Source organism: Mesorhizobium sp. M7A.F.Ca.CA.003.01.2.1, from assembly GCF_003998945.1.
GTDB lineage: Bacteria > Pseudomonadota > Alphaproteobacteria > Rhizobiales > Rhizobiaceae > Mesorhizobium > Mesorhizobium ciceri.
Map to the genome: position 1 here is coordinate 1 of NZ_RZRA01000855.1, position 2,428 is coordinate 2,428.

The window sequence follows — 2,428 nt, forward strand, 5'->3', positions numbered from 1 at the left end:
ACATCGACCCGCTGCCGATGCACCTCTTTGATCCCGAAACCGAACTGGTCATCGCGCGGCCGAGCCTCATGGGGGCCACGCGATGACCAGCATGGACAGAAACGAACGGCCGGCCTTTCGTCGCCGCTTCGGCTTGCATTTCGGGCTGATTGTCGTCTGCGCCATCGTGCTGCTGCCGCCGCTCTGGGTGCTGCGGACAAGCTTCGTCCCCGAGCAGTTGTCCTACAGCAACGAGCTGATGCCGGCCTTTACGACGGACAATTATTCGGCGCTGCTGTCGAGCCGCTTCGGTCAGTCGTACCTCAACAGCCTGATCGTCGCGCTCGGCTCGGTTCTGCTCGCATTGCCTTTTGCCGCCACCACCGGCTATGCCTTCGCCCGCTTCCGCACGGGCGGTCGTTGGGCGCGTTTTGCCGTTCTGGCGACGCAGATGTTGCCGCCCGTGGCGCTGGTGCTGCCGACCTTCACGCTGTTCCGAAGCCTGGAGCTCAGCAATTCGCTGACGGGGCTGATCATCGTCTATGCCGCGCTCAACCTGCCTTTCCTGACCTGGATCCTGATGGGCTTCTTCGAGGGCATTCCAGTCGATCTGGAATGGGCGGCGATGACCGACGGCGCGACCGCCTGGGGCGCCTTCTGGCGTATTGTCCTGCCGGTGTCGATGCCCGGTATCGCGGCCGCCGGCGTGCTCGGCTTCATCCTGGCTTGGAATGAGTTTTTGTTTGCCCTGGTTTTGAGCGGGCCGAAGACGGCAACCATACCGGTTGCGCTTGCGGCGTTGCAGACCTCGAACGGCGTCCAGATCGCCAAGGTTTCTGCCGGCGTCGTCCTTGCCATCCTGCCGCTGGTCGTGGCTTCCCGCTTCATCCAGCGTTTCATCGTCCAGGGCTTGACGTTCGGCAGCGTGAAATAGGCCGGCCGCTCCGAGAGCCGACATGGCTCGCTAGCCGGTTATGAAATCGTGGCGGGATCACCGCCGCGTCCAGAGGGAAAGAGGAGTAGAGAGTTATGACTTGGAACAAGCAGACCTTGATCAAAATGCTGATGACGGCCGTGAGCGGGGCAGCTGTTGTCAGCGCATCGCTTCCGGCCAGGGCGGCTGAGCCCATCACCTTGCACGCCTTGATGGAGGACGTGCCGGAAACCAAGATCATTGAAGCGCTGTTGCCCGAATTCGAGAAGCAGACCGGCATCAAGGTCGAGTTTGAGAAGATCGGCTATCCTGACATGCACGACAAGCTGGTGTCGCAGCTGACCGCGCCGCAGAGCTACTACAATGTGCTCGAGGTCGACTTCCTGTGGGCCGGCGAATTTCCGGCGGCCGGCTGGCTGGCCGACCTGAAACCCTTCGTCGAGAAATCCAAATACGATCTGAGCCCCTTCATTCCCTCGACGCTTGACCTGCTCGGCCGAACCGAGGACCAGCTGTTCCTGGTGCCCATGTACAACTACTCGATGGGCCTCCTCTACCGGAAGGACCTGATCGGCGACGAGAAGCTCAAGGCCGCCTACAAGACGGCAACCGGCAAGGAGCTCGCTTTGCCGACGACGCTCGAAGATTATGTGGCGATTTCCAAATTCATGAAGGCCAATGCCGGTGTCGCCGGGGCCGCGATGCAGGGCCAGCGCGGCGATCCCAACAGCATGGAATTCTCCAACTACCTGTTCTCCGCCGGCGGCAGCTATCTCAATGCCGACGGCAAGGCGAGCCTCGACACGGCAGAGGCCAAGAAGGCGCTCGATCTCTATGTCGACAATCTCCAGCACGGCGCCCAGCAGGGTGCCGTGTCGGCCACGCTCGACGACACCATGCGTCTGATGTGCAGCGGTTCCGCCTTCAGCATGGTCACCTATTGGTGGATGCTGCCGCAGATGGACGATGCCGTGAAGTGTCCGACGGTCGCCGGCAAGGTCGGCCTGTCGGTGATGCCGGGCGGCCATGGCGAGAGCGGCGGTTGGGGCTGGGGCATTCCCAAGAACACGTCGCCGGAAGAGCAGGAAGCCGCCTGGACCTTCATCCAGTGGGTGCAGAGCAAGGATGTTTCGGTGAAGCGCGCGCTCGAGGGCCACGCGCCCGTGCGCAGCGATGTCTATGCCGATGCGGCGGTGCTGGCGAAATATCCCTTCTACAAGACCGCCCAGGATGTGGTGGCGACCGGCAAGTCGTTCCCGATCTTCACCTATTCGGCGCAATACGAGGATCTGCTCGGTACCCAGCTTTCGCTGGCGGCTGGCGGCCAGGCGACATCGGACGCGGCGCTGAAGGCAGCTTCCGACGGCCTGCAGGGGCTCCTCGACAAATAGCGGTCCGGCTCGGCAAGGAGACCCGGCGCGGCGATGTCAGCCGCGCCGGATTTTCCAGACCCCGGATCTTGACGAGATCAGCAACGCCACCCCGACCAAGGCTCGGCCACGATGCACAATGCGA

The 2,428-nt window shown here is 62.7% G+C and carries 2 protein-coding genes; both read left to right on the forward strand.

Annotated features, from left to right (window positions below):
- Window positions 1-91 precede the first annotated feature (91 nt).
- A complete protein-coding gene (locus EN969_RS26670) occupies window positions 92-913 on the forward strand; it encodes a carbohydrate ABC transporter permease (protein WP_032808731.1) in 822 nt (273 codons plus the stop codon).
- Between the two features lie 95 nt (window positions 914-1,008).
- A complete protein-coding gene (locus tag EN969_RS26675) occupies window positions 1,009-2,304 on the forward strand; it encodes a sugar ABC transporter substrate-binding protein (protein ID WP_082826651.1) in 1,296 nt (431 codons plus the stop codon).
- Window positions 2,305-2,428 lie beyond the last annotated feature (124 nt).

Coding starts and splice junctions, on each gene's coding strand:
- EN969_RS26670 (WP_032808731.1), top strand. CDS start 92: ATGGACAGAAACGAACGGCCGGCCTTTCGTCGCCGCTTCGGCTTGCAT.
- EN969_RS26675 (WP_082826651.1), top strand. CDS start 1,009: ATGACTTGGAACAAGCAGACCTTGATCAAAATGCTGATGACGGCCGTG.